This is a genomic window from Streptomyces sp. NPDC042346 (assembly GCF_055581845.1).
On sequence record NZ_JBVJEH010000001.1, the window covers coordinates 1,795,079 to 1,819,972 of the forward strand.

The window sequence follows — 24,894 nt, forward strand, 5'->3', positions numbered from 1 at the left end:
GTCGGCCCCGCCCCCCGCTTCGCGTCGCCCGGGCTCAGACCGGGGTGTCGTCCGTCTTCGGAGACGGCTCCACCGACGCGCCGGTCAGATCCTCGACCGCCTCCGCCGCGTCCACCAGCCCCTTCAGGAACGCCTCGCCGAGCGGCAGCACGGGCTCCGCGTCCACCGGCTCCGCGTCCGCACCCGCGGCCACCGGCTCGGCGTCCGCCACCGGCTCCGGACCCGTGGCCGCCACCGGCTCCGTACCCGCGGTCACCGGCGGGGGAGCCGCCACCGCCCCGGCCGCCGGAGGCGCCGGCGCGGCGCGCTCCAGGAACCTCAGCAGTTCCACCGGGATCGGCAGCACCAGCGTCGAGTTCTTCTCCGCCGACACCGCCATCACCGTCTGCAGCAGCCTCAGCTGGAGCGCCGCCGGCTGCGCGGACATCACTCCCGCCGCCTCCGCCAGCTTCTTCGAGGCCTGGAGCTCCGCGTCCGCGTTGATCACCCGCGCCCGCCGCTCCCGGTCCGCCTCCGCCTGCCGCGCCATCGAGCGCTTCATCGTCTCCGGCAGAGACACGTCCTTGATCTCGACCCGGTCGATGGCGACGCCCCAGCCCATCGCCGGGCTGTCGAGCATCAGCTCAAGGCCCTGGTTGAGCTTCTCCCGGTTCGACAGCAGGTCGTCCAGATCGCTCTTGCCGATGATCGACCGCAGCGACGTCTGCGACATCTGCGAGACCGCGAACCGGTAGTCCTCCACCGCCACCAGCGCGTCCGCCGCGTCGACCACCTTGAAGTACACGACCGCGTCCACCCGCACCGTGACGTTGTCCCGGGTGATGCCCTCCTGCGCTGGCACCGGCATCGTGACGATCTGCATGTTGACCTTGTGGAGGCGCTCGGCGATCGGCAGGATCATCGTGAATCCGGGCGAGCGCACCTCGTCGCGCAGCCGGCCGAAGCGGAACACGACTCCGCGCTCGTACTGTTTCACCACCCGGGCCGCCGCGCCCGCGTACACCGCGACCGCCGCACACGCCCCGGCCGCCGCCACCAACAGCTCTTGGATCATCACGGCCCCCTGGAATCGAGCCGAACGCTACAAAAAGGGTATTCCCCTACAGCCAGCTCGCGAACTCCAGAAGCAGCTCGGCGTCCTGCCGCCGCCCCGCCGTGAGCGCCCGCGTCCCCGACTCGACCGCGCGGAACAGGGTCCAGCCGCGCAGCCGCTCCCGGTCCATGTCCAGGGAGTCCGCCAGCTTGTTCACCCGCCGCCGGGCCGTCGAGGCGCCCGCCGACGCGCCCACCAGGTCCTCCACCCGGTCGCGGACGAGCCGGGCCAGGTCGTACGCGCGCTCGCCGACGAGCGGCTCGGGCCCGACGGCCAGCCAGGGCGCCCGGTCGCCGGCCAGCACCTTGCCCTGGCGGAAGCAGCCGTGCAGCAGCAGCGCCTCCTCCGGGGCGGCCACCAGCTCCTCGCGCGCGGCGAGCGCCGCCGCCGTCAGCTCACCGGTCGCCGGGTCCGCCCGGTACGGCTCCATCGCCGCGGCCTGCCGCCCGGTCCGCTCGGCCACCGACTCGAAGCCGTGCCCGGCCGGCGGCTCCACCCACAGCTTCCGTACGGCCCCCGCCGCCTCCAGGAGCGCCTTGGCCTCCGGCAGGGAGCGCAGCGACACCTCGGGGTGCAGCCGTTCGAGGACGAGTCCGCCGTCGGCGGTCTCGTCGAGCAGCCGGACGGCGCCCCAGCCGTTCCAGTGCGCCAGCGCGTCCCGCTCCAGGTCGGGGCGGGCGAGCGGCGGCGCGATCTTGAGGGCGGCGGGGGAGTCGTCGGAGCGCCGTACGAGGAGGACCAGACTGCTCCGCCCACCGGGGGCCATCACCCGCTCGGCGCCGAGCGACGCCCGGTCGAGCGTGGTCCGCGCGTGCTCCGGCAGCGGACCGAGCCACTCGGTCGCCGCGGTGTCCCCGTACGTCTCGCCGAGCGCCCGTACGAGTCGCTCCGGCGGTTCGAAAGCCATGCGTGCGTTGTCCTTCTGACGTTCGGTGGGCCCCCGGTCGGGGATGGACTCACACCCGCTCGGCGAGCCCAGGAAAGGTTACGTCGCTGCCGCGCCAGCGGACCGCGCGTACCGCCGCCTCCCGCAGCGCGGCGGCCGCGTCGCGCCGCAGCGGGCCCTCGGAGGCCCTGACGAGGTCGGAGTAGACCCCGGCCACCCGGTCCTCCAGGACGGCCGCGAGGCGCACGGCGCCCGCCGCGTCGGCGACCCGGAACGGCAGCTCGTAGGCGGCCGCCGCGACCACCGGCGCGCCGCCGAGATCTCGCACGGTGCGGCGCAGGGCGTCCCGGCGGGCCCGGTGGGCCTCGTACGCGGCGGTGGCCTCCGCCTTGCGCTCCGTACCGATCCGGCCGCCGACGACCCCGTACCCGTAGACCGCCGCGTGTTCGGCGGCCAGGGCCGCCTGGGCGGCGTCGAGGGCGCTCATGCCGGTGCTCCTTCGGTCAGCAGGTAGGCGTGCGCGGCGCCCGCCGCCGCGACGGAGGCGAGCAGTCGCGCGTACTCGGGCGGGGCCGTGAGCAGGGCGTTCGTGTGCTGCTCGGAGGCCTTGCGCTCGGCCGCCGCGAGCTCCTTGAGCGCCGCGCGGGGGTCGGCCGCGACAGGTACAGCCGATACAGAAGCCGACGCGGACGCAGATGCCGATACAGAAGCCGGTGCCGATGCCGATGCCGGTGCCGATACAGATACAGACGCCGACGCCGACGGCGGTGTCGACGGGGCGGCCGTCGCGGGCTTCGCCGTCGTACCGTCCTCGCCCAGGGCCTTCGCGTGCGCCGCCACCGAGCGCCGCAGCGGCGTCAGCCGGGGCGCGAGGGCGGGATGCGCCGCGAGCGCCGCGTCGTAACGTTCCAGCAGGTCCCGCGCGGCGGTCACCGAGCGGAGTCGCAGCGCAGCCTCGGCGCGCGCCACCCGTTCGGCCTCCAGCTCGGCGGCGCTCGGCTTCCGCGGAGCCTCGCCGCCGCCGGAGGAGGTGCAGCCCACGAGAGCCGTCGCTCCCGCCGCCGCGCCCGCCCGGAGGAGTGCGCGCCTGCCCGTCGTCGTCACGCTCTCTCCCTCGTCCGTCGTCCGTCGTCGAAGATCGTCGAGATCACCGCAGGCGAGCGTACCCGCGGGCCCCGGGGCGGTGGACGGCAACACCCTCCGGGACCGGATACCCTTTGGTCTGACACGCGACGACACGCGACGAAACCACAACAGCACACGCGGCCGAGGAGTCACCCGGATGAGCACCACCCAGAGCGACAGGCTGCGCGGACTCCTTGAGCCGCTCGTCCACGCGAAGGACCTGGATCTGGAAGAGATCGAGGTGTCCCGGGCCGGCCGTCGTGGACTGGTGCGCGTGGTCGTCGATTCGGAAGAGGGCGTGGAGCTGGACGTCTGCGCCGAGCTGAGCCGTGAGATCTCCGAGAAGCTCGACGAGACCGACGTGATGGGCGAGGGCGAGTACGTCCTCGAAGTCAGCTCCCCCGGCGCCGACCGCCCCCTGACCGAGCACCGCCACTACGTGCGGGCGACCGGTCGGCTGGCCAAGCTCCAGCTCGTCGAGGGCGACGAACTCGTCGCCCGGATCCTCGCCGTGGACGAGGACGGCCTCGACCTCGAAGTGCCGGGTGTGAAGGGGCGCAAGCCCACCGCCCGCCGGGTCGAGTTCGCCGAGATCGCCAAGGCGCGTGTCGAGATCGAGTTCAACCGCAAGGACAAGAAGGAAGAGGAGGCGTAGCCGTGGACATCGACGTGAAGCTGCTCAAGGGCTTGGCGAATGAGAAGGAGATCTCCTTCGACCTGCTGGTCGAGGCGATCGAGTCGGCCCTCCTCATCGCGTACCACCGCACCCCCGACGCCCGCCGCCACGCGCGTGTGGAGCTGAACCGGCAGACCGGTCACGTGACGGTGTGGGCGAAGGAGGACCCCTCCGAGCTGGAGGAGGGCCAGGAGCCCAAGGACTTCGACGACACCCCGTCGGACTTCGGCCGGATCGCGGCGAGCACCGCCCGCCAGGTGATCCAGCAGCGACTGCGGGACGCCGAGAACGACGTGACGTTCGGCGAGTACGCGCGCCGCGAGGGCGACGTCGTCGCCGGTGTGGTGCAGCAGGGCAAGGACCCGAAGAACGTCCTCGTCCGTCTCGACGACAAGCTGGAGGCCATCCTCCCGGTGCAGGAGCAGGTGCCCGGCGAGGACTACGCGCACGGTCTGCGACTGCGCACGTACGTCGTCCGGGTGGCTCGTGGTGTCCGCGGTCCGTCCGTCACCCTCTCGCGCACGCACCCCAACCTGGTGAAGAAGCTCTTCGCGCTGGAGGTGCCGGAGATCGCCGACGGTTCCGTCGAGATCTCGGCCATCGCCCGTGAGGCGGGTCACCGCACCAAGATCGCCGTGCGGTCCACCCGTTCGGGCCTCAACGCCAAGGGCGCCTGCATCGGCCCGATGGGCAGCCGCGTCCGCAACGTGATGGCGGAGCTGCTCGGCGAGAAGATCGACATCGTCGACTGGTCGGACGACCCGGCCGACATGGTGGCGAACGCGCTCTCCCCGGCGCGGGTCTCCAGGGTCGAGATCGTCGACCTGGCCGCCCGGTCCGCGCGCGTGACGGTGCCCGACTACCAGCTGTCGCTGGCGATCGGCAAGGAGGGCCAGAACGCCCGCCTCGCCGCGCGCCTCACCGGCTGGCGGATCGACATCCGTCCGGACACGGAGCCGACCGGTCCGCAGGACTGAGACCGTTTTTGGCCAACAGCTGTTCGATTCTTGCCCCGAACGGGTGAGGTCGGTACGGGGAGGTAGACTTAATCGTGTCTGGCCGGACGCAAGCCCGCGTATGCCCTGAACGAACCTGTGTGGGATGTCGGGAGCGAGCGGCCAAGAGCGATCTACTGCGGATCGTGGTGAATAAGGACGAGTGTGTTCCGGATCATCGCGGTACGCTGCCCGGCCGGGGTGCGTACCTGCACCCCGCCGTGGTCTGTCTCGACCTGGCGGTCCGCCGCCGAGCGTTCCCGAGGGCCTTCAAGGTCCAGGGCCCGCTCGAAACCGCGGAACTCCGTCACCACGTCGAGCGGTCGGCACCGCAGTGAAGAAGTACGGCACGGATCACCGTGCGGTCAGGTACCTCGCGAGTTGGAAGTAGGTCGAGATTGCGATGAGCACTCGATGAGTACGCGATGAGTACGCCCATGAAGTAGCGACGGTCCGGCGGTAACCGGACCTAAAAGGAGCGATGTGGCTAAGGTCCGGGTATACGAACTCGCCAAGGAGTTCGGCGTAGAGAGCAAGGTCGTCATGGCCAAGCTCCAAGAACTCGGTGAATTCGTCCGTTCGGCGTCCTCGACTATCGAGGCGCCGGTCGTGCGCAAGTTGACTGACGCTTTGCAGGGTCCCGGCGGCAACGCCGGCAAGACCGCTGCCAAGCCCGGCGCGCCCCGCAAGGCAGCGCCCTCCCCCGCCGCGCCCAAGCCGGCGCCGGCATCCCCCGCGCCGTCCCCGGCGCAGGCTGTACGTCCCTCGGCCCCGAAGCCTGGAGCGCCCGCCCCGGCGGCGCCCAAGCCCGTGGTCGCGGAGAAGCCCGCCGCGGCGCCCACCTCGGGCTCGCGGCCCACCCCGGGTCCGAAGCCCCCGGCCCCGCAGAAGCCTGCGCCGGCCTCCCCGGCTCCGACGACTCCGGAGTTCACCGCGCCTCCGTCGGCTCCGGCCGCCGGTCAGCAGCGTCCCGCCGGCGCGACCCCGGGCCCGCGCCCGGCCGCCCGCCCCGCCCAGCAGGCCCCGCGCCCGCAGGGTCAGGGTCAGGGTGCCTCGCGTCCGCAGGGCCAGGGCGCCCCGCGTCCGGGCGGTGCCCGTCCGGCCGGCCCGCGTCCGGGCAACAACCCGTTCACCTCGGGTGGCTCCACCGGCATGGCGCGCCCGCAGGCGCCCCGCCCCGGTGGCGGCGCCCCGCGTCCGCAGGGCGGCCCCGGCGCCGCTCCGGGCGCTCCGCGTCCGCAGGGTGGCCCCGGTGGCGCCCCGCGTCCGCAGGGTCAGGGCGGCGCGCGTCCCACCCCCGGTGGCATGCCCCGCCCGCAGGCTCCCCGTCCGGGCGGCGCGCCCGGCGGTAACCGTCCGAACCCGGGCATGATGCCGCAGCGTCCCGCTGCCGGCCCGCGCCCCGGTCCTGGCGGTCGTGGTCCCGGTGGCCCCGGCGGCCGTCCGAGCGGTCCCGGCGGTGGCGGCGGCGGTCGTCCCGGCTTCGCCGGTCGTCCGGCCGGTCCCGGCGGCGGCGGTGGCGGCTTCGCCGGCCGTCCCGGTGGTCCCGGTGGTGGCGGCGGCGGTCGTCCGGGTGGTCCCGGTGGTGGCGGCGGCTTCGGCGGTCGTCCCGGCGGCTTCGCCGGTCGTCCCGGTGGCCCGGGTGGCCGTGGTGGCACGCAGGGCGCCTTCGGTCGCCCCGGCGGTCCCGCGCGTCGTGGTCGCAAGTCGAAGCGTCAGAGGCGCCAGGAGTACGAGGCCATGCAGGCCCCGTCCGTGGGCGGCGTGATGCTTCCCCGCGGTGGCGGCGAGGTCATTCGCCTGTCGCGCGGTGCGTCCCTCACCGACTTCGCCGAGAAGATCGGCGCCAACCCGGCGTCGCTCGTCGCGGTGATGATGAACCTCGGCGAGATGGTCACGGCGACGCAGTCCGTCTCCGACGACACGCTGACGATGCTCGGCGAGGAGATGAACTACACCGTTCAGATCGTCTCGCCGGAGGAAGAGGACCGCGAGCTCCTCGAGTCCTTCGACATCGAGTTCGGCGAGGACGAGGGCGGCGAAGAGGCTCTGGTCTCCCGTCCGCCGGTCGTCACCGTCATGGGTCACGTCGACCACGGTAAGACCCGACTTCTCGACGCGATCCGCAAGACGAACGTCGTCGCGGGCGAGGCCGGTGGCATCACCCAGCACATCGGTGCCTACCAGGTCGGTACCGAGGTCAACGGCGAAGAGCGTCGCATCACCTTCATCGACACCCCGGGTCACGAGGCGTTCACCGCCATGCGTGCCCGTGGTGCGAAGTCGACCGACATCGCGATCCTCGTGGTCGCGGCCAACGACGGCGTCATGCCGCAGACGATCGAGGCGCTCAACCACGCCAAGGCCGCCGGCGTCCCGATCGTCGTCGCGGTCAACAAGATCGACGTCGAGGGTGCCGACCCGACCAAGGTCCGCGGTCAGCTGACCGAGTTCGGTCTGGTGGCCGAGGAGTACGGCGGCGACACGATGTTCGTCGACATCTCCGCCAAGCAGGGTCTGCACATCGACTCCCTGCTGGAGGCCGTCGTCCTCACCGCCGACGCCTCGCTCGACCTCCGGGCCAACCCGGACCAGGACGCGCAGGGTATTGCGATCGAGTCCCACCTCGACCGTGGTCGTGGTGCCGTCTCCACCGTCCTCGTCCAGCGCGGAACGCTGCGCATCGGCGACACAGTGGTGGTCGGCGACGCGTACGGCCGCGTCCGGGCGATGCTCGACGACAAGGGCAACAACGTCGAGGAGGCGACCCCGTCGACTCCCGTCCTGGTGCTCGGTCTCACCAACGTGCCGGGTGCCGGCGACAACCTCCTGGTGGTCGACGAGGACCGTACGGCGCGTCAGATCGCCGAGAAGCGCGCTGCGCGTGAGCGCAACGCCGCCTTCGCCAAGCGCGTCCGCCGGGTGTCCCTCGAGGACCTCGACAAGGTGCTCAAGGCCGGTCTCGTCCAGGAACTCAACCTCATCATCAAGGGCGACGCGTCCGGTGCGGTCGAGGCCCTCGAAGCCTCGCTGCTCCAGCTCGACGTCGGCGAAGAGGTCGACATCCGTGTCCTGCACCGCGGTGTGGGTGCGGTCACCGAGTCGGACATCGACCTGGCCATGGGCTCCGACGCCATCGTCATCGGCTACAACGTCCGTGCGGCCGGCCGTGCCGCGCAGATGGCGGAGCGCGAAGGCGTCGACGTCCGGTACTACTCGGTGATCTACCAGGCCATCGAGGAGATCGAGGCGGCCCTGAAGGGTCTCCTCAAGCCGGAGTACGAAGAGGTCGAGCTCGGTACGGCGGAGATCCGCGAGGTCTTCCGCTCGTCCAAGCTGGGCAACATCGCCGGTGTTCTCATCCGCTCCGGCGAGGTCAAGCGCAACACCAAGGCGCGCCTCGTCCGCGACGGCAAGGTCATCGCCGAGGACCTCACGATCCACGGTCTGCGCCGCTTCAAGGACGACGTCACCGAGATCCGCGAAGGCTTCGAGGGTGGTATCAACCTCGGAAACTTCAACGACATCAAGATCGACGACGTCATCGCGACGTACGAGATGCGCGAGAAGCCCCGCGCCTGATCGCGTCCGATCGCAGCAGTGAGCCGGGGCCGGTCGGTGGAAGTAATTCCGTCGATCGGCTCCGGCCGTTGCGTGTACGGTTCTGGTGACCCTGCCGAGCGACGGCCCGGCAGGCCACCGAACCCGAACCGGCGGGACATCCGGCACCGCATGTACGTGGGGACTCTGTCCTTCGATCTGCTCCTCGGTGACGTTCACTCGCTGAAGGAGAAACGCTCCGTGGTCCGCCCCATCGTCGCCGAGCTCCAGCGAAAGTTCTCTGTGAGCGCGGCCGAGGTCGGCGACCAGGACCTCCACCGCAGAGCCCTGCTGGGCGTCGCGCTGGTGTCCGGGGACCCGGGGTTCGTATCGGACGTGCTCGACCGCTGTGAGCGGCTCGTCGCCGCGCGTCCCGAGGTGGAGCTGCTGTCGGTGCGCCGCAGGCTCCACACTGATGAAGACTGATTGAGCAAGGCAAAGAAGGAGAAGGACCAGTGGCCGACAACGCGCGGGCGAAGAAGCTGGCAGACCTCATTCGGGAGGTGGTCGCCGAGAAGCTGCAGCGTGGCGTCAAGGACCCCCGCCTGGGTACGCACGTGACCATCACCGACACCCGCGTCACCGGTGACCTGCGGGAGGCCACGGTCTTCTACACGGTCTACGGCGACGACGAGGAGCGGGCGAGCGCCGCGGCCGGCCTGGAGAGCGCCAAGGGCGTCCTCCGTTCGGCCGTGGGCCGTGCGGCGGGGACCAAGTTCACCCCGACCCTGACGTTCATCGCCGACGCCCTCCCGGAGAACGCCAAGACGATCGAGGACCTCCTCGACAAGGCGCGGGCCTCGGACGCGCAGGTGCGGGAGGCGTCCTCGGGCGCCGCCTTCGCCGGCGAGGCCGACCCCTACAAGAAGCCGGGCGAGGACGAAGCCGCCGAATGAGCAACGCAGCAAAGACGCCCGACGGCCTTGTCATCGTCGACAAGCCGTCGGGCTTCACTTCGCATGACGTCGTGGCCAAGATGCGCGGGATCGCCAAGACCCGCCGCGTGGGCCACGCGGGCACGCTCGACCCCATGGCCACGGGCGTCCTCGTCCTCGGCGTGGAGCGGGCGACCAAGCTTCTCGGTCACCTCGCGCTGACCGAGAAGGAGTACCTGGGCACCATCCGCCTGGGTCAGACCACGATCACCGATGACGCCGAGGGCGAGATCACGGCGTCGGTCGACGCTTCGAAGGTCACCCGGGAGCAGATCGACGCGGGCGTGGCCGAGCTGACCGGCGCCATCATGCAGGTGCCGTCGAAGGTCTCCGCGATCAAGATCGACGGCAAGCGGTCGTACGCGCGCGTGCGCGGCGGCGAGGAGTTCGAGATCCCGGCCCGCCCGGTCACCGTCTCCTCCTTCCAGGTGTACGACGTCCGCGAGGCGGAGGCCGAGGACGGCACGGCCGTCGTCGACCTCGTCGTCTCCGTCGTCGTCTCCTCCGGTACGTACGTCCGGGCCCTGGCCCGGGACCTCGGTGCCGGGCTCGGTGTGGGCGGTCATCTGACCGCGCTGCGCCGCACCCGCGTCGGCCCGTACAAGCTGGACGCGGCCAGGACCCTGGAACAGCTCCAGGAGGAGCTCACGGTCATGCCGGTCGCCGAGGCGGCCGAGGCCGCGTTCCCGCGCTGGGACGTCGACGAGAAGCGGGCCAAGCTGCTCCTGAACGGCGTCCGGCTGGAGATGCCGTCCTACCCGGCGGGTCCGGTCGCGGTCTTCGGACCCGAGGGGACGCTGCTCGCGCTGGTCGAGGACCAGCGGGGGAAGGCCAAGAGCCTCGCCGTCTTCGGCTGAGGCGGCCGAGGCGAGCGAAGCTCACCGCTGCGGGGCGGGCACGTGCTACGTGCCCGCCCCGCAGTGCTTTGCCTGAGATTCACCCCATCGGGGAGGCGCTCGGAGTGAAGCGGGGGAGCGCCGGGGGGCGCGTTTCCCGACTCGCTTCTCCGGGTGATCACCGGCGACCTACCGTCGACACCATGGGACGCGGGGACCTGGCGACGCTGGTGGAAATCTGTGATCCGGCAGGCCGGCCGCGCGGTACCGGATTCCTCGCCGACCATCACGGCACCGTCGTCACCAGTCATGAGGCAGTCGACGGGCTCGCGCGCATCGTCCTGCACGCCCCCGGCGACCTGAGCTGGCTCGCCGAGGCCGAGGCCGTCACCGCCCTGCCGGAGAGCGGCCTCGCGCTCGTACGGACCGAAGGGCTCGGCGTCCGCCCCGTCGCGCTCGCCACCCGCCCCGAGATCGAACCCGGTACGTACGTACGGATCGCCGCCCACGGCTGGCGCGAGGCGCGGGTCCTCGGCCCCGCCGCCGTCACGTACACCGCATCCGACCGCTTCCACGTCCTCGCGGACGCCCTCGAACTCGCCATCGGCACCGAGGGCGCCGAGGCGCTCCGCATCGGCGGCCGGGCGGCGGGCGGCCCCGTCCTCGACACCGCCACCGGCACGGTCGTCGCCGTCCTCGGCACCGCCCTGCACGGCGAGCGCCCCGCCGCCGGATACGCGGTGCCGCTGCGGCCCGACGGCCCGCTCGCCGCCCTCCTGCGGCGCAACGCCGCCACCGTCCCCGCCTACGGGCCCGACCTCAACCTCGCCGGAATCCTGGAGCTCACCGCCACCTCGACCGGACCCGTCAGGGAACCCGACCCCTGGCCCGAGCCCGTCGAACGCCCCGAGTGCGTCCGGGAGTTCGCACGCTTCGAGGCCGGGGAGTCGCTCGTCCTCGCCGTCGTCGGCGCCCCCGGCACCGGCCGCACCACCGCCCTCGCCGCACTCTGCGCCCGCCGCGCCCGGGGCGTCGCCCCCGCCCCCACGGTCCGGCTGCGCGGCGCCGACCTGCGCGCCGAGGACCACTCCCTCGCCGACGCCGTCGGCCGCGCCCTGCGCCAGGCGGGCCGGATCGTCGCCGCCTCCGGGGCGCTCGGCGACACCGCGACCGCCACCCCGGAGCGGGCCGCCTCGCTCGCCCGGGAGGCGGGCCGCCCGCTCCTCGTCGTCCTCGACGGCCCCGAGGAGATGCCGCCGCTCCTCGCCCACCGCCTCGCCGACTGGACGACGGCCACCGAGCAGTGGCTGCGCGCCCACGGGGCACGCCTGGTCACGGCCTGCCGCCCCGAGCACTGGGCCCTCGCCGGCGCCCTCTACGGCCCGTGGGCCCTGCACCGGCCGGCGACACCCACCGGGGACGGCCTGCCCGCGGCCCTCGTGCTCGGCCCGTACAACGAGACGGAGGCGCGGGCCGTCCGGCAGGGGTACGGGATCGGGGAGACCGACCTCGCCGAGGCGGACGCCCGCCATCCGCTCGCCCTGCGGCTGCTCGCCGAGGTGCGGGCGGCGCTCCCGGGCGAGGTGCCGGGGCGGCCGGGCCGGGAGGAGATCTTCACGGCCCATCTGGACCTGATGTGCCTGCGCGTCGCCGTCCGGGTCGCCGCGGGCTCCCGCCCCCTCGTCCGGGGGACCGCCGTACGGCTGCTCACCGCCCGGGTCGCCGGCCAGGTCCACGAGGCCGCCCGCCGCTGTCTCGGCCCGGGCCACGGCGTCCTCGACCGCGCCTCCTTCGAGGAGCTGTTCCCGTGGCGCGAGGGCTGGGCCTCGGCCGTCCTCACCGAGGGCCTCCTCGTCCCCGCGGGCTCCGGCTACCGCTTCGCCCACGAGGAACTCGCCGACTGGCTCCAGGCCGCCCACCTCGACCTGGACACGGCCCTGCACGCACTGGTCCACAGCCGGGCGGAGGACCCGAACCGGGCGGGGCGGGGGAGGGGTGCGGGGCCGGCTCCCGAGTACGGCGCCGGTCCGGGCGCCGACGCGGGTGCGGGGAGTGGGCTCCTCCCGGGGCCTGGTGCCGCTTGGGGGTCGGGTGCGGCTCCGGGGCCGGGTGGCGCTCTGGGGGCCGGTTCCGTTCCGGGGCACGGTTCCGTTTCGGGGTTCGGTGCGGTGCCCGGGGGTGATTCCGGCGCGTGGGCCGACTTCGGTCCCGGCTCCGGTGGTGCGACCGTGCGGGACGTCGCTCCCGGGGGCGGTTCCGTTTCGGGAAGCGGTGCGGATCCCTGGGACGGGGGCCCGCCGGACGGGGCGCTCGTGGCCCTGGGGGGCGCGCCCGTCGCCGTACCCGACCGGGTCGGGCGCGTGCCCGTGCCCGTGCCGCCCGCGCGCGCCGGCGGTCCGGGGGCTTCTCCGGGGAGCGCCCCGGCCTCCGTCGACGTGCCCCGGCAGCGGACCGCCGCAGTCGCCGAGTCCGCGGCCGATCACCTCCCCGTGCCCCGGCACCGCATCGGCCCCGTCCTCCAGGCGCTGCTGCGCCTCCACCGCGAGCACGGGCCGGCCGCGCTCGCCCCGCGCCTCGCCGCGCTCGTCGAGTCCCTCGACCGGTTCGTGGACGGTGACGGTGACGGGAGCGGGAGCGGGGGCGGGGACTGGGACGGGGGCGGGGCCGCGGTCGCCGACGCCGCCTGGTGGGCGGGCCGCCTGTTCGGGGAGACCGTGCGCCGGGTGGGCGACCCGCGGCCGTATCTGCCCGTCCTCCGGTTCCTTGCCGACCGGATCGGCGACCGGCGAGCACGGCACCCGGTCTTCGCCGGCTTCGGCACCGCGTTCTGGCAGGGGCTCCCGCTCTGCGAGGACGAGCGGATCGATCTGCTGCGGCGGCTCGTGCCCGCCGACCCGCCGCCGGGCGGGGCCGAGGACGGCGGCCGGTGCCTCGACACCGTCGCCGGGCTGCTCGTCGCCGACCCCCGGGGCGTCCAGCCGCTGCTGTGCCGCTGGTTCGGCGACGAACGCCCCCTGCCCGCCGCCCCGCACGCCACCGTCGCCACCGCCGCCCAGGCCCTCCTGCACACCCATCGGGGCCTCGCCGTCGACGACCTCTGCGAGGCGCTCGTGTCCACCGCCCACCCGCTCGCCGACGGGCTGCTCACCTCCCTCGCCGAGGACGAACCCTCCGCGCTCTGCCGGGCCGTCGACCGCTGGGCCCACGACGACGGCCGCCCCGAGCGCCGGGTCGCCGCCGCCGCGTACGGACACCTCGTCGCCGGGCGCCTCACCGCCCCCGCCGACCGCGAGCTCCTCCGCTACGCCGCCCTCGCCCTGCTCGCCCGCCCCGCCGACCAGGCCCTCCACGGCCCCGCCCTCGGCCTGCTCGTCCGCGACCCGCACACCCGCGCCCGCCATCTGCCCCGCGCCATCGCCGAGCCCCGGGTGCCCGCGTCCGCCCTCGCCGAGGCCCTCGCGACCCACCCGGGGCCGGTCCTCACCGCCTTCAGGTCCCGGCTGCACGGCACGGGCGAGGAGGCCGCCGCCGCGCTGCGCGCCCTCGCCGAGATCGACACGCCCGCCCTCACCCGCCGCGTCGCCGCCCTCGTCCGCGACTACGTCGCCCGCCTGCCCGAGGGCGCCGGGCACGTGGCCCGCTACGTCGACCGGCGGTTCGAGGACGGCCCGGCCGCCCGTGCCGTCCTCTTCCCCCTCGTGTCGGGGCTGATCCGGGGCCGCCCCGCCGTGGTCCGCCGCGCCCTCGCCCCCGTGCTCGCCGCCCCCGGCACGGGCGCCTCCCGCCATCTGCGGGCCGAGCTGCTCGACGTCCTCCTGGAACACGAGCGGTACGAGGCCGAGACCGGCGAGCTCTCCGTCCTGGACGCCCTCCTGACGGCCGCGGCCGAGGGCGCCGGACGGCTCAGCGAGCCCCGCACCAGGGAGCTCGTCCACCGGGCCGCCGCCCTGTACACCCGTACCCCCGAAGGCGCCGGACGGCTCGACCGGGCCCTGGCCGGGCTCTCCCGCGAGCACCCCGGCTTCGCCGCCCTCCTCATCGGCTGGACCGTCGCCGTACCGGGGGAGTGGGCCCCGCTGCTCGGTCCCGAGACCCTCCGAGTCCTGCGGAGCCCCGGCACTTCCATGCCGATGCGTACCGACGGGCGTGGGCATGGCAGTCTTAGACCTGCGTAATCGGCGAACAGGCGGACGAGGAGCGGTCACAGTGCAGCGCTGGCGTGGCTTGGAGGACATCCCCCAGGACTGGGGGCGCAGCATCGTCACCATCGGCTCCTATGACGGGGTGCACCGCGGGCACCAGCTGATCATCGGGCGCGCCGTCGAGCGCGCCCGGGAACTCGGCGTCCCCTCGGTCGTGGTCACCTTCGACCCGCACCCCTCCGAGGTCGTGCGGCCCGGCAGCCACCCGCCGCTGCTCGCCCCGCACCACCGGCGAGCCGAGCTGATCGCGGGCCTGGGTGTGGACGCGGTGCTCGTGCTGCCGTTCACCGCCGAGTTCTCGCAGCTCTCCCCGGCGGACTTCATCGTCAAGGTGCTCGTCGACAAGCTGCACGCCAGGGCCGTCATCGAGGGCCCCAACTTCCGCTTCGGGCACCGGGCCGCCGGGAACGTCGCGTTCCTCGCGGAGCTCGGCGAGACGTACGACTACGAGGTCGAGGTCATCGACCTGTACGTCAGCGGCACGGCCGGCGGCGGTCAGCCCTTCTCGTCCACCCTCACCCGCCGGCTCGTCGCCGAGGGCGACATGGCCGGAGCGGCCGAGATCCTGGGCCGCCCGCACCGCGTCGAGGGCATCGTGGTCCGCGGCGCGCAGCGCGGCCGCGAGCTGGGCTTCCCGACGGCCAACGTCGAGACCCTGCCGCACACGGCGATCCCGGCGGACGGCGTCTACGCGGGCTGGCTGACGGCCGCGGGCGAGCGCATGCCGGCGGCGATCTCCGTCGGCACGAACCCGCAGTTCGACGGCACGGAGCGGACCGTCGAGGCGTACGCGATCGACCGCGAGGGCCTCGACCTGTACGGACTGCACGTGGCCGTGGACTTCCTGACGTACGTGCGCGGCATGCTCAAGTTCGACACCCTGGACGACCTGCTCCAGGCGATGGCGGCGGACGTGAAGCGGAGCCGCGAGCTGACGGAGACGTACGACCGCGAGAACCCGGCCTCCTAGGGCCTGTCCGGCGGATCAGGGTCGGACAGGCCCTAGCCGCCACCGGGCGACGGGGAGTTCTCGTCGGAGGCGGCGCCGTCGGGCAGGCCCGAGGCGCCGTCCGCCACACCGTGAGGTGAGCCCGCGGGCTCAGACAGCCGCCTCCCGTGCCACCCAGTGGCACGCCACCGCCCGCGAACCGCCGCCGTCGAGGACCGGCAGGCTCTCGCCCCGGCAGCGGTCCGCGACGTGCGCGGCCTCGCCCGAGGCGAGGACCTGGCAGCGGGCGTGGAAGCGGCAGCCGGACGGGATGCGGGACGGGTCCGGGGGCTCGCCCGTCAGCACCACCGGAGCGCCGTCGGACTCGGGCAGCACCGACAACAGCGCCCGGGTGTACGGATGTTGCGGGGCCGTCAGGACGGACTCCACCGGACCCGTCTCCACGATCCGGCCCAGGTACATCACCGCCACCCGGTCCGCGATGTTCCACGCGAGCCCCAGGTCGTGGGTCACCACCAGCGCCGAGAGTCCGAGTTCGTCCCGCAGGCGCAGCAGCAGCGCCAGGATCTCGCCCCGCACCGACGCGTCGAGGGACGCCACCGGCTCGTCGGCGACGATCAGTTCGGGTTCCAGGACGAGGGCACCCGCGATGACCACGCGCTGCCGCTGACCGCCGGACAGTTCGTGCGGATAGCGCAGGAAGAAGCGCTCCGGCGGCCGCAGCCCGGCCCGCGCGAGCGCTCCGGCGACCGCCTCCCGCTCGTCGCCCGCGTACCCGTGGATCCGCAGCCCCTCCGCCACCGCGTCGTACACCGTGTGCCGGGGGTTCAGCGAACCGCTCGGGTCCTGGAGGACCAGCTGCGCCCGCTTCCGGTAGGCCCTGAGGGCCTTGGAGGTGTACGCGAGCGGCTTCCCGTCGAAGGAGACCGTGCCCGACGTGGGCCGCACCAGGCCCAGGAGCGAGCGGGCCAGCGTCGTCTTGCCGCACCCCGACTCGCCCACGAGCGCGACGATCTCGCCGGCGCCGATGTCCAGGTCCACGCCGTCCACCGCGCGGGCGGGCGCGCCGCCCCGCCGCCCGGGGAAGACGACGTGCAGCCCGTTCGCCGCCAGCAGTGGCCCCGTACTCATGATGTGCTCCCCACGTGTACGCAGGCGGCCCGGCGACCCGCGCCCGCCTCCCGCAGTTCCTGGTCCTCCGTCGCGCAGGCGTCCACCGCCACCGGACAGCGCGGACGGAACGCGCAGCCGCCCGGCAGGTCCGCCGGGTCCGGCGGGTCGCCCGGCAGGCCGCGCGGCGCCCGCCGGGACGCGAGGTCCCCGATCCGGGGGAACGCCGAGGACAGCGCCCGCCCGTACGGGTGCTCGGCGGCCTCGTACACGGCCCGTGCCGGGCCCTCCTCGACGACCCGCCCCGCGTACATCACGGCCAGCCGGTCGCAGGTGTCGGCGAGGACGGCCAGGTCGTGGCTGATCATCAGGAGGCTGATGGACTGCTCGGCGACGAGCCCCTCGATCAGCCGCAGGATCTGCGCCTGGATCATCACGTCGAGCGCGGTCGTCGGCTCGTCCGCGACGATCAGCCGGGGGTCGCAGGCGAGCGCCATCGCGATCATCACGCGCTGCCGCTGCCCGCCGGACAGCTCGTGCGGATACGCGGCCGCGCGGGCGGCGGGCAGCCCGACGTGTTCGAGGAGCTCGCCCACGCGCCTGCGGGCAGCCGCCGGGGTCGCCCTGCCGTGCACGAGCAGCGGCTCGGCGATCTGGTCCCCGATCCGGTGCACCGCGTTGAGCGAGTGCATCGCGCCCTGGAAGACGATCGACGCGCCCGCCCAGCGCACGGCCCGCAGCCGCCCCCACGACATGGCGAGGACGTCCTCGCCGTCGAGCAGGACCTCGCCCTCGATCCGCGCCGAGGCCGGGAGCAGCCGCAGCAGCGCGAGCGCGAGCGTCGACTTGCCGCAGCCTGACTCGCCCGCCACGCCCAGCTTGCTCCCCGCCTCCAGGGTCAGGTCGACCCCGCGTACGGCGGGCACGGCGGCGGCCCCGGAGCCGTACGTCACCCGCAGGTCCTTGATCTCCAGCAGGCTCAACGCCCCACCCCCAGCTTCGGGTTGAGAACGGCCTCGACGGCCCGGCCGCAGAGGGTGAACGCGAGCGCGACCAGCGCGATCGCGATGCCGGGCGGGGCCAGGTACCACCAGTGGCCGGAGGAGACCGCGCCCGCCTCCCGGGCGTCCTGGAGCATCCCGCCCCAGGAGACGACCGTCGGGTCGCCGAGTCCGAGGAAGGCGAGGGTCGCCTCGGTGAGGATGGCCGTCGAGATGCCGAGCGTGGTCTGCGCGAGCACCAGCGGCATCACGTTCGGCAGGACGTGCCGGCTCATGACGTGTCCGTGACCGCCGCCGAGCGCGGTCGCCCGCTCGATGTACGGGCGGGACTCGACCGCGATCGTCTGCGCCCGCACGAGCCGGGCCGTCGTCGGCCAGGAGGTCACTCCGATCGCCAGGACCACCGTCCACATCGACCGGGACATGACGGTGGCGAGCACGATCGCGAGGACCAGCGTTGGCATCACCAGGAACCAGTCGGTGATCCGCATGACGACCGTCGAGAACCAGCCGCCGTAGTGCCCGGCGATGATGCCCACGAGGGTGCCGATGGCGACGGAGAGGGCTGCCGCGAGCAGCCCCACGAGCAGCGAGATCCGCGCGCCCCAGATCAGCAGGCCGAGCAGCGAGCGCCCGAACTGGTCGGTGCCGAGCGGGAATTCGGCGCTCGGTGACTCCAGGGCCGTACCCGGCGCCTGGGTCACGGACTGGACGTCCGCGCCGACGGTCAGCGGGGCGGTGAGGGCGAGGAGCGCGATGAGGGCGAGTCCGGCGAGGCCGTAGAGCCCGGCGCGGTGGGTGCGGTACTGCTTCCAGAAGCGGGCCACGGAGGCCCGGCGGCGCTGCCACACCAGCGACGTCGTGGCGGAGGGCGCCTTGGCGGCCTTCCGCTCGGCCTTCTCCCCGGTCCGCTCGGTCTTGTCCCCGGTCCGCGCGGCCTTCTGTCCGGTGTCGTTCTCGGTGTCGTTCTCGGACGGGTTCTCGGACTCGTTCTCGGTCTTCTTCGCGGTCGTCATCGGCCCACCCGGGGATCGAGCAGCGGATAGAGCAGGTCGGCGATCAGGTTCATCAGGATCATCGCCCCGGCGAAGACCACGAACAGACCCTGGACGAGCGGCAGGTCGGGCACGCTGAGCGCCTGGTAGAAGAGCCCGCCGAGCCCCGGCCAGGAGAACACCGTCTCCACCAGGATCGAACCGGCCGCCACATGACCCAGGTTGATGAAGATCATGGTGACGGTCGGGAGCAGCGCGTTCGGCACGGCGTGCCGGCGCCGCACGACGTCGTCCCGCAGCCCCTTCGCCCGCGCCGTCGTCAGATAGTCGCCGCCCATCTCGTCGAGGAGCGAGGACCGCATCACGAGCAGGGTCTGGGCGTAGCCGACGGCCACCAGCGTGACGACGGGCAGGACCAGGTGATGGGCGACGTCGAGGACGTACCCGAAGCCGGTCTCGCCGGTCCCCGACTCCATGCCGCCGGTCGGGAAGAGCCCCGGGATCGGTCCGATGCCGACCGAGAACACGATGATGAGCAGCAGTCCGAGCCAGAACGACGGCACCGACCACAGGGTCAGCGCGAGCCCGGTGTTCAGCTTGTCGCCGAGACCGCCGTGGCGCCAGGCCGAGCGGGTGCCGAGCCAGAGCCCGAGGGCCGAGTAGATCACCACGGCGACCCCGGTGAGCAGCAGCGTCGCGGGCAGCTTCTCCGCGATCAGCTCCCCGACGGGGGCGCGGAACTGGAACGAGGTGCCGAGATCGCCGCTCAGCGCCTTCGCACAGTAGTCGGTGAACTGCTGCCAGAGCGGCAGGTCGAGCCCGAACTGACGGCGGAGCGTGGCGAGTTGCTCGGCCGAGGTGGGCACGCCGTGGGTCATCGCCTTCACCGGGTCACCGGGGATGATCCGGAAGAGGAAGAAGCTGGTGACCAGGACCGCGAAGAGCGAGACGAGCGCGCCGCCGACCTTCCCCGCCGCGTGGCGGAGATAGCCGAGGGAGGAACCGGTGCGGGGTGCGCCGTCCGTGGCGCGGGCCTTCTCGGCCCGCGCCACGTCGGCGGGGGTGCTTGCCGTCGTCACCGACTACTCGCGGTCGTCGGCGGTGGTGCGGCGACGCCGGGCGGCCCAGACGCCCGCGCCGACGAGGACGATCGCGGCGGCGCCGATCCCGATGATCAGGCCGGTGGACGAGCTGTCGTCCGCGTCACCGGACGCCGAGGCGGAGGCGGTGGGCACGGCAGACCACCAGCTCCAGTAGCCGTCCTGTCCCCACAGGTTGCCGGCGGCCTCCGGCATGGTCGTGATGGACTTGATCTGGTCCGTGCGGTACGCCTCCAGGGCGTTCGGATAGGCCATGACGTTCATGTACCCCGTGTCGTACAGCCGGGACTGCATCCGCTTGACCAGATCCGCCCGCTTGGCGGCGTCGTACTCCACCGCCTGCTGCGCGTAGAGCGTGTCGAATTGCTTGTCGCAGATGAAGTTGTCGGTGGCGCCGCTGTCCTTCGGCGTCGCCGGGAGGGTGCCGCAGGTGTGGATCGACAGGACGTAGTCCGGGTCGGGGTTGACCGACCAGCCGTCGAAGGCGAGGTCGTAGTCGCCCTTGACCCACGGGTCGGAGACGCTGTCCAGGCACTCGACCTTCAGCCCGATGCCGAGCTTGCCCCACCACTCCTGGAGGTACTTGCCGATCGCCTTGTCGTTCGGGTCGGTGGCGTGACACAGGATGCGGAAGTCCAGCGCCTTGCCGTCCTTGCCGACCCGCTTGCCGTCGGCGTTCTTCCTGTACCCGGCGGCGTCGAGGACCTTCTCCGCACCGGCCGGGTCGTAGGCCCGCTTCTGCGCGGTCTCCGGCTTCCAGAAGTACGAGCCGAAGCGCGGCGGGATGTACCCCTCGCCCTCGACGGCGTGGCCCTGGAAGACCTTGTCGACGATGGTCCTCCGGTCGACCGCGAGGAAGAGCGCCTTGCGCACCGCCGGGTCGAGCAGCGCCTTGTGGCCGTTGCCGAAGGTCTTGCCGTCCTGCGAGCGGGCGCCCGGGTTGGTGGCGATGGCGAAGAAGCGCCGGCCGGGAGCGTCGTTCACCTTGACGTTCTTCTGCGTCTTCAGCGCCGCGGCCTGGGCGGGCGTCAGATTCGGTACGAAGGACACCTCGCCCTTCTGGAGCGCGGCGACGGCGGCGTCACCGTCCTTGTAGTACTTGAACACCAGCTCGTCGAACTTGGGTGCGCCCCGCCAGAAGGTCTTGTTGGGCTTGAGCTTGATGTACTGGTCGACCTTGAAGTCGGTGATGACGAAGGGGCCGTTGCCCACGATCGGGAACTGCTGGTCGTTGTTGAACTTCGAGAAGTCGCCGACCTTCTCCCAGACGTGCTTCGGCACGATCGGCACGTCGAGCGCCGTCATCGTCGCCTGCGGCTTCTTGAGCTCGATGACGAGCGTCTGCGGGTCGGTGGCGGTGACCTTCTTGAAGTTGGACGTGAAGCTGCCGTTCGCGGTGGCGGCGTTCGGGTCCGTCATCATCTTGTTGAAGGTCCAGGCCGCGTCCTCGGCGGTGGCCGGCTGCCCGTCGGACCACTTCGAGTCCTTGCGGATCGTGTACGTCCAGGTCAGCTTGTCCGCCGAGGGCGCCCACGCGGTCGCCAGGCCCGGGATCGTCCGGGCGTCCTTGGCGTCGTAGTTGGTGAGGTACTCGTACGCCAGTCGGTGGATGCTGGTCGAGGTGAGCTTCTGGGCGAGGAACGGGCTCAGCGAGTCGATGCTCTGCGAGACGGCCACCGTGAGGGTGGTGCCGCCGCTCTTGGCGTCACCGTCCGCGGACGGCGCCGCCTGTGCGGCCTGGGGGACGGCCGCGAGCGAGGTCGCGGCGACGCCGGTGGCGAGAAGCAGCCGGAGGAGTCTTCGGGGGGCGGCCGGACGGGAAGGGACCTTCGTGACCATGACCATAGGACGTGACCTCGTGTCGTGGATCTTGGGGGCGCCAACTGGTGAAGCGAAGGTCTATCAGCGGCGGCCGACGGCGTCAACGATGCCTCAAACCCCTTGTGGACTGCGGGAATGCCACGAGGCCCCGTATCGGACGACCGATACGGGGCCTCATTGGTCTATGCCTGTGACGCCTTACTGCTGAGGGGCTGGCGGAGCCTGCGGAGGCCCCTGCGGGTCGGCCTGCGGGGGCAGCGGCTGCCCGGGCTGGGGCTGCGACGGATCCTGCGGCGGCTGCTGCTGCCAGGCCTGCGGCACACCCGGGACACCGGGCGCACCCGGCTGTCCCGGCTGCTGCGGATAGGGCTGCGGGGCCTGCCCCGGATACGGCTGACCGGGTGCCGGCTGCCCCGGCGCGTACGCCTCGGGCGCGTACTGCCCCGGCATCGGCTGACCCGGCTGGGGGTACGCCTGCGGGGGATACGGCTGCTGCGGCTGGGCCGGGTACGGCTGCCCCGCCTGCGGCGCCTGGGGCGCGTACGGCTGACCCGGCGCCGGCTGCCCGGGCGCGTACTGGCCGGGCGCGGGCTGACCCGGCAGGGGCTGGCCGGGCTGCTGCGGGTACGGCTGGGGGGCCTGGGCCGGGTAGGGCTGACCGGGCATCGGCTGCCCCGGGACCGGCTGCCCGGGCGCGTACTGCCCCGGCATCGGCTGCCCGGGAACGTACTGCTCCGGCATCGGCTGCCCGGGAGCGTACTGCTCCGGCGCGTACTGCTCGGGCATCGGGTGGCCCGGCATCGGCGGGGCCATGTGCGGCGGCAGCCCGCCCTGGCCGTCGCCGGTCCACAGCCCCTGCGCCTGCTGCGCGCGGGCGAAGTCCTCGGCCACCATCGCCGACAGGTGGAAGTACGCCTCGCGCGTCTTCGGCCGCATCATGTCGAGGTCCACCTCGGCGCCGGCCGAGAGGTGCTCGTCGAAGGGCACGACCACGACACCGCGGCAGCGGGTCTGGAAGTGCTGCACGATGTCCTCGACCTTGATCATCTTTCCGGTCTCGCGCACCCCCGAGATGACCGTGATGGAGCGCTGCACCAGATCCGCGTAACCGTGCGCGGAGAGCCAGTCCAGCGTCGTCGACGCGCTGGACGCGCCGTCCACGGAGGGCGTGGAGATGATGATCAGCTGATCGGCGAGGTCGAGCACGCCCCGCATGGCGCTGTACAGCAGACCCGTACCCGAGTCCGTGAGGATGATCGGGTACTGCTTGCCGAGGACGTCGATCGCACGCCGGTAGTCCTCGTCGTTGAACGTCGTCGAGACGGCCGGGTCCACGTCGTTGGCGAGGATCTCCAGACCGGAGGGCGCCTGCGAGGTGAACCGGCGGATGTCCATGTACGAGTTCAGGTACGGGATCGCCTGCACCAGGTCGCGGATGGTCGCCCCGGTCTCGCGCCGCACACGGCGGCCGAGGGTGCCGGCGTCCGGGTTGGCGTCGATCGCCAGGATCTTGTCCTGCCGCTCGGTCGCCAGCGTCGCCCCGAGCGCGGTCGTCGTCGTGGTCTTGCCGACGCCGCCCTTGAGCGAGATGACCGCGATCCGGTAGCAGGAGAGGACGGGCGTACGGATCAGCTCCAGCTTCCGCTGCCGCTCCGCCTCCTCCTTCTTGCCGCCGAGCTTGAAGCGGGCCGCGCTGCCGGGGTTCCGGCTCGACTTCGGCTTCTGCTTGTTGTTCCGGAGCAGCCGGTCGGAGGACAGCTCGACGGCCGCGTTGTAACCGAGCGGGGCGCCGGCCACGGACCGCTCGCGCTGGTCGTGCATCACGGGCGAGGGCCAGGCGGCCCCGGTCCGCGGGTCGACGGGCGGCTGCGCCTCCTGCGGAGGTACGGCGCCGGGGTGCGGGTAGCCGTACCCGTCGGAGCCCTGCGCCTGCGGCGGCACACCGCCGGGGCCGCCGGGCTGCTGCTGCGGGTAGCCGTAACCGCCCTGCGGCGGCTGCGGCTGCGCGGGCGTACCGGGGTGCGGGAAGCCGTAGCCACCCTGCTGCGGGGCCTGAGGGGCCTGCGGGACCTGCGGGGGGACGGCGCCGGGATGCGGGTATCCGTATGCACCGGGAGCCTGCGGCGGTACGGGCACGGGGGCGGCGGGCGCGGGTGCGGCGGGCGTCGCCTGGGAGGGCCAGGCCGCGGTGGGCGGCAGCGGCGCGGACTGGGGCGCCGGCTGCGCACCCGGAGCCGGCTGCGCGGGCCACTGCTGAGCGGGCGCGGGCGCGGCCGGCTGGAACGACGGCGGCAGCGGCGGCAGCCCGGCCCCACCCTGGGGGGCGACGGGCGGATAGGCCCCCGGGACGGGGGAGGGCTGGGGCGCGGCACCCGGGAACGGCCCCGGGGCCGCCGGGGCGAAGTCCGGCTGGACGGCGCCGGGGAGGGCCCCCGGAGCCGTGGTGTCGCCGGCCGCGGCGTCCTGGCCGTCCTGGGCGTCCTCGGCCGGAGCGGCGGCGACGCCGTGCTCCGTACCACTGTCCGCGTCGGCAAGGGCAACGGAATCGGTGTCGGAATCGGTGTCGCTGTCGGCCCCGGTGTCCGCCGCGGGAGCGGACGGGGTGTCCGCCGCCTCGCCGTCGGCCTCGGGCGCGGCCGTCTCCCCGTCGTCCGAGCCCGGCACGTCCGCCGTCACGTCCGCCGTCACGTCCGCGTCGGCCGCCGTCGCACCGGCGGAGGCGTCGCCCTCGACGGCGTCCGGCGTCTCGGCACCGTCCGTGGCGGACGCCTCCGCGCCGGCGGCCTCGTTCCGCGCGGCCTTCGCCGCGGCCGAGCGCTCGGCCATCTCGCGCTTGAGCGCGCCGGGGGAGAAGCGCATGGTCGCGCCGCTCTCCACGTCGCCGCCCCCGAACGGCTCGCCGCCCCCGGCGGTCGCCGACACGGGAGTCTCGGCCGCGGGCGCGGGAATCGGCAGAGGTGCGGGTACGGGCGCGGGCACCGGCACCTGCGGCGGCATCGGCGCGGGCGGCACGACACCGGCCGGCGCCTCCGGCCCGGGGACGTGCGCGACCGGAGCGACGGGCGCGACCGGAGCCGGCGCAACAGGCGCACCAGGAGCCACAGGAGTAAACGGAGCGACAGGAACAACAGGAGCCACAGGAGTAACCGGAGCGGCGGGAACAACAGGAGCCACCGGAGCAACAGGGCTCACCGGAGGCACCGGCGCGGCCGGCTGCTGCGCGCCCCAGCCGGGCTCGTAGCCGCTCCCCGCGGGAAGTCCGGGCACCGCGACCGGCGCCCCGCTCGGCGGCGGGGGAGTGGCACCGCCCGCCGTCGCACCGCCCGACGCGTTCTGCGTGTACCAGGCGGGCGGGGTGTAGTCGATGGTGAACTCACCCGTCATCTCGGCGGGATCCGCGTCGGACTGATCGTCGGCGGGCGGATTCCAACCCCCGTGGATCTCGTCGCGATCGCCGTTCACTTTGCCTCCTGGTGTGGTCGAGCACCCTTGTGCCGTTGTGGGCGGGGCTCTTCCAGCCTAATCGGCGCGGCATCCCGCGGGCAGGCCCGGCAGCCGCTCCGCGACCGC

19 protein-coding genes are annotated in these 24,894 nt (G+C 73.4%); 9 read left to right on the forward strand and 10 right to left on the reverse strand.

The genetic code is table 11. The features are described 5' to 3' along the window. Positions 1–34: 34 nt before the first annotated feature. The 4 genes from ACZ6K0_RS08425 to ACZ6K0_RS08440 are packed head-to-tail and all read right to left on the reverse strand — an operon-like array spanning position 35 to position 3,083. A complete protein-coding gene (locus ACZ6K0_RS08425) occupies positions 35–1,054 on the reverse strand; it encodes a slipin family protein (RefSeq protein WP_469227506.1) in 1,020 nt (339 codons plus the stop codon). A 46-nt stretch (positions 1,055–1,100) separates the two neighbouring features. Further along, positions 1,101–2,000, reverse strand: a complete 900-nt coding sequence (locus ACZ6K0_RS08430; RefSeq protein ID WP_376409710.1) for an aminoglycoside phosphotransferase family protein — start codon at positions 1,998–2,000, stop codon at positions 1,101–1,103. 49 nt (positions 2,001–2,049) lie between these two features. Further along, entirely contained in the window at positions 2,050–2,466 is a 417-nt protein-coding gene (locus tag ACZ6K0_RS08435) for a ferritin-like domain-containing protein (RefSeq protein WP_376409713.1), read from the reverse strand. Beyond that, the gene (locus tag ACZ6K0_RS08440; RefSeq protein ID WP_469227505.1) at positions 2,463–3,083 is read right to left on the reverse strand and encodes a hypothetical protein; all 621 of its coding nucleotides are present in this window, start codon (positions 3,081–3,083) and stop codon (positions 2,463–2,465) included. The genes ACZ6K0_RS08435 and ACZ6K0_RS08440 overlap by 4 nt, the downstream gene beginning before the upstream one ends. A gap of 178 nt (positions 3,084–3,261) precedes the next feature. Here ACZ6K0_RS08440 and rimP point away from each other — a divergent pair, with 178 nt between their 5' ends. From rimP to ACZ6K0_RS08485, 9 genes are all read left to right on the forward strand, one after another. Next, a complete protein-coding gene (gene rimP / locus ACZ6K0_RS08445) occupies positions 3,262–3,759 on the forward strand; it encodes a ribosome maturation factor RimP (protein ID WP_376409718.1) in 498 nt (165 codons plus the stop codon). A 2-nt stretch (positions 3,760–3,761) separates the two neighbouring features. Continuing rightward, the gene (gene nusA, locus ACZ6K0_RS08450) at positions 3,762–4,757 is read left to right on the forward strand and encodes a transcription termination factor NusA (protein WP_376409721.1); all 996 of its coding nucleotides are present in this window, start codon (positions 3,762–3,764) and stop codon (positions 4,755–4,757) included. Between the two features lie 74 nt (positions 4,758–4,831). Then, the gene (locus ACZ6K0_RS08455) at positions 4,832–5,113 is read left to right on the forward strand and encodes a YlxR family protein (RefSeq protein WP_376409724.1); all 282 of its coding nucleotides are present in this window, start codon (positions 4,832–4,834) and stop codon (positions 5,111–5,113) included. A 145-nt stretch (positions 5,114–5,258) separates the two neighbouring features. Continuing rightward, complete coding sequence (gene infB, locus ACZ6K0_RS08460) at positions 5,259–8,357, forward strand: translation initiation factor IF-2 (RefSeq protein ID WP_469227504.1); 3,099 nt, start codon at positions 5,259–5,261, stop codon at positions 8,355–8,357. A 150-nt stretch (positions 8,358–8,507) separates the two neighbouring features. After that, complete coding sequence (locus ACZ6K0_RS08465) at positions 8,508–8,801, forward strand: DUF503 domain-containing protein (RefSeq protein ID WP_125746257.1); 294 nt, start codon at positions 8,508–8,510, stop codon at positions 8,799–8,801. A gap of 29 nt (positions 8,802–8,830) precedes the next feature. Further along, positions 8,831–9,271, forward strand: a complete 441-nt coding sequence (rbfA, locus tag ACZ6K0_RS08470) for a 30S ribosome-binding factor RbfA (RefSeq protein ID WP_267046149.1) — start codon at positions 8,831–8,833, stop codon at positions 9,269–9,271. Continuing rightward, the gene (gene truB, locus ACZ6K0_RS08475; protein WP_376409730.1) at positions 9,268–10,167 is read left to right on the forward strand and encodes a tRNA pseudouridine(55) synthase TruB; all 900 of its coding nucleotides are present in this window, start codon (positions 9,268–9,270) and stop codon (positions 10,165–10,167) included. The genes rbfA and truB overlap by 4 nt, the downstream gene beginning before the upstream one ends. Before the next feature lie 182 nt (positions 10,168–10,349). Then, a complete protein-coding gene (locus tag ACZ6K0_RS08480; RefSeq protein WP_469227503.1) occupies positions 10,350–14,321 on the forward strand; it encodes a trypsin-like peptidase domain-containing protein in 3,972 nt (1,323 codons plus the stop codon). A 31-nt stretch (positions 14,322–14,352) separates the two neighbouring features. Next, complete coding sequence (locus ACZ6K0_RS08485; RefSeq protein ID WP_376409735.1) at positions 14,353–15,318, forward strand: bifunctional riboflavin kinase/FAD synthetase; 966 nt, start codon at positions 14,353–14,355, stop codon at positions 15,316–15,318. 129 nt (positions 15,319–15,447) lie between these two features. Here the strand turns inward: ACZ6K0_RS08485 and ACZ6K0_RS08490 are convergent, their stop codons facing one another. The 6 genes from ACZ6K0_RS08490 to ACZ6K0_RS08515 form a co-directional block, all read right to left on the reverse strand. Further along, entirely contained in the window at positions 15,448–16,428 is a 981-nt protein-coding gene (locus ACZ6K0_RS08490; protein ID WP_376409737.1) for an ABC transporter ATP-binding protein, read from the reverse strand. After that, positions 16,425–17,390 carry an ABC transporter ATP-binding protein gene (locus ACZ6K0_RS08495; protein ID WP_376409739.1) on the reverse strand — a complete coding sequence of 322 codons (966 nt, stop codon included), beginning with the start codon at positions 17,388–17,390 and terminating at the stop codon, positions 16,425–16,427. The genes ACZ6K0_RS08490 and ACZ6K0_RS08495 overlap by 4 nt, the downstream gene beginning before the upstream one ends. Continuing rightward, entirely contained in the window at positions 17,387–18,424 is a 1,038-nt protein-coding gene (locus ACZ6K0_RS08500) for an ABC transporter permease (protein ID WP_469227502.1), read from the reverse strand. The genes ACZ6K0_RS08495 and ACZ6K0_RS08500 overlap by 4 nt, the downstream gene beginning before the upstream one ends. Beyond that, on the reverse strand, positions 18,421–19,482 hold the full coding sequence (locus tag ACZ6K0_RS08505) for an ABC transporter permease (protein WP_469227501.1): 1,062 nt from the start codon (positions 19,480–19,482) through the stop codon (positions 18,421–18,423). Before ACZ6K0_RS08505 ends, ACZ6K0_RS08500 begins: the two co-directional genes overlap by 4 nt. A gap of 3 nt (positions 19,483–19,485) precedes the next feature. Beyond that, complete coding sequence (locus tag ACZ6K0_RS08510) at positions 19,486–21,342, reverse strand: ABC transporter substrate-binding protein (RefSeq protein ID WP_469227500.1); 1,857 nt, start codon at positions 21,340–21,342, stop codon at positions 19,486–19,488. Between the two features lie 180 nt (positions 21,343–21,522). Next, positions 21,523–24,786 carry an SCO5717 family growth-regulating ATPase gene (locus ACZ6K0_RS08515; RefSeq protein ID WP_469227499.1) on the reverse strand — a complete coding sequence of 1,088 codons (3,264 nt, stop codon included), beginning with the start codon at positions 24,784–24,786 and terminating at the stop codon, positions 21,523–21,525. Positions 24,787–24,894 lie beyond the last annotated feature (108 nt).